Raw genomic sequence first — 3005 nt, 5'->3', positions numbered from 1 at the left:
TCCGCTCCCGCTCCACCCCGCGCCGCCGCAGCGCCTGCGCCAGCCGATCCGAGCGCCGGTCAAGCTCCCCATAGGAGACCGTCTCCCCCGCACCGCGCACCGCGATCGCGTCCGGCGTCAGCCGAGCCTGCTCGCCAAAAAGCTCGACAACGTGACCGCGCGGGTAATCGCGAACGCAGCCGCAATCCTCAAGCCAACGCCCCCGCTCCGCCTCGCTTAAAAGCGAAAGGTCGCCAATTAGGCCGTCGGATGCGGCCGCCAGGAACTGGCCCAGCATGGCGCTGAAGCGGTCGGCGAACGCCCGGATTGTCTCAGCCTCGAATGCGTCGATGGCGAATTCGAAATGGCCCCGCAAGCCGTCGGAGGCGCGCTCCAGCGTAAGCGCGAGGTCGAGCTGCGCGGCCCCGCGATCCACGAAATGGGTCCGCAGTTTCAATTCGCCCGGCGCACGTCTCGGAGCGGGCACGTTATGGAAATCGAACAGCGCCTGAAACAGCGGCGACGCGCCCGACAACCCCAGCCCTTGGACGATGCTTTCGAGCGGGACGTCCTGACGCGCGAGCGCCGCCGCCACGGCCTCGCCCGTTCGTCGCAGCGCCTCTCGGACGGTGGGGCGGCCATGGAAATCGAGGCGGATCGGCAGCGTATTGATGAAAACGCCAAGCAGCCGCTCCAGTTCGGGCCGTTCGCGCCCGGCGACCGGGACGCCGATAATGAAATCGCGCTCCCCAGTGTCCCGGCTGAGCACTCCAGCGAAGGCGGTCAGCAGGACCGAGAACAGCGTCACGCTGCAACTTGACGCTAACGCCTCAAGCCGCTCGGTCGCGGCGAGGTCGAACCGCCATGCAAAGCCCGAGCCTGGACGCCAGCCGCTGCTACGCGCCCGTTCCGCCGGCGCTTCCAGCACGGTTGGCAGCGGCAGCAGCGCCCGCTTCCAGTCTTCGAGACCGGCTGCCGCATGATCGCGGTGCCAAGCCGCATAATCGGCGTATTGCAGCGGCAGCGGCGGTGGCGGCCAACCGTCGTAGAACGCCGCGAGATCGTCGAGCAGCACGCCGAGCGACCACGCGTCGACGAGAATATGGTGCATCGCCAGAACCAGGACGTGGCGACGGCCGCTCATCGCGAACAGGCGCGCGCGCAGCGGCGCCGAGGCCAGAAAGTCGAACGGTCGGCGAGACTCGTCAGCCGCCACGGCTAACAGACCCTCGATCGAGGCGCAGGGCGAGGGCTCGCAACGCAGTTCGAAAGGCGGTTCCGGCTCTACAATCTGCATCAGCTCACCGTCGTCGGCCACCGCGTATCGCGTGCGCCAGATCTCGTGGCGCCGCAGGACATCGGCAAAACTGCGCGTCAGCCGCGCGACGTCGATAGCGCCTTCGATCTCGACGGCAGCGGCCACATGATAGGCGGGATCGCCAGGTGCAAGCTGCTCCAAGAACCAGAGACGTTCCTGCGCCGGCGATAGGCGCAAGGGGCGGTCGCGCAGCGCCAAGGGAATGGCGCCGATCGGGCGGATGAGACAGCCTTCGAGCCGCGCCGCCAGCCGTTCGGGTGTAGGGTCAGCGAACAGATCGGCCAGTTTCACTTCGTAGCCGAGGCTCCTGAGGCGCGACACCGTCCGCGTCGCGGCGATGGAATGTCCGCCGATCTGAAAGAAGTCGTCATCGGCGCGTATCGCCATTTCCTCGAGCCCCAGCACGGCGGCGAATACGGACCCGATCGCGCGCTCCGAAGCGGTGTGCAACGGTTTTTCCTCGCGTGGCGTGGTAACGACCGGCGGCAAGGCGGCACGGTCGACCTTGCCGCTGCGCGTAAGCGGCAGTGCCGGCAGACGCGCCACCGCCGTGGGCCTCATCACTTCGGGCAGCCGCTCACGAGCGAAAGAGCGAAGGTCGCCGCAGCTTTCGTCGGCGACGACATAGGCGACGAGCCGCAGGCCGCCGGTTGCTTCCGGCTCGGCGATCGCGACGCACGCGCTGACCCCCGGGTGCTGCAGCAGCGCCGCCTCGACTTCGGCGAGTTCAACGCGCACGCCCCGGATCTTCACCTGACCGTCGTTGCGGCCGAGATACATGATCGCCCCGTCTGGGCGGCGGCTGGCGCGATCGCCCGTCCTGTACATGCGCCCGCCGGGGCCCCCGAGCGGGTCGGGCAGAAACCGTTCCGCCGTGAGATCGGCGCGATGAAGATAGCCGCGCGCAAGGCCGCGGCCGCTGATGTAGAGCTCGCCCTCCGCGCCGATGGGAACCGGCCGCAGCGCGTCGTCGAGAATGTGCATTTGGACGTTGGCGATCGGCCGCCCGATGGGGGTCTCCGCCTCGCCGCGATGGCAGCGCCACCATGTAACGTCGATGGCCGCTTCGGTTGGGCCATAGAGATTGTAGAGTTCAGCGTCGAAACGAGCGTGGAAGCGCGCGACCAGCGTAGGCGGCAAGGCTTCCCCGCTCGCGACCACGTACTTCAACGCTCGGCAACCGGCAAGGTCGGGCTCGTCGAGGAAGGCGGCCAGCATCGAGGGCACGAAGTGCATCGTCGTGACCCCGACCTCGGCGATACGGCGGGCCAGATAGCCGGCGTCGCGATGGCCGCCCGGGCGCAACAGGTGCAGGCGCGAGCCAACGGTCAGTGGCCACAGCAGCTCCCACAGCGAGACGTCGAAGGAGATGGGCGTCTTTTGCAGGACGATGTCGGCGCCGTCGATGGGAAGCGCCTCCTGCATCCAGCGCAGTCGGTTGGCCAGCGCCGCGTGGCCCACCATTACGCCTTTGGGCTTTCCGGTGGAGCCGGAGGTGTAGAGGACATAGGCGAGGTTCTCCCCCGCCAGTGCCGCCGGGGGCGGGTCGGCCGGCGGGCGCGGCTCCTCCACGTAGAGGCGCCGCCCGATCCAGCCGCCGAGCCGATCCTCCAGCCGACGTTCCGTCAGCACCGCCCCGGCCCCGGCGCCCTCCAGGAGTTCGCGTAGCCGCTGCGGCGGGTCCTCGGGATCGAGCGGCAGATAGGCC

At 68.7% G+C, this 3005-nt stretch carries 1 protein-coding gene; it reads right to left on the bottom strand.

Annotated elements, in window-relative coordinates:
• A partial coding sequence (locus tag AC1DXM_RS31855) for an amino acid adenylation domain-containing protein (RefSeq protein WP_477239515.1) occupies positions 1-3005 on the bottom strand: 3005 nt, incomplete at both ends.

The sequence above is a fragment of the Mesorhizobium sp. P3_A2 genome, from assembly GCF_056403115.1.
This window is presented reverse-complemented; position numbering and strand designations above follow the sequence as displayed.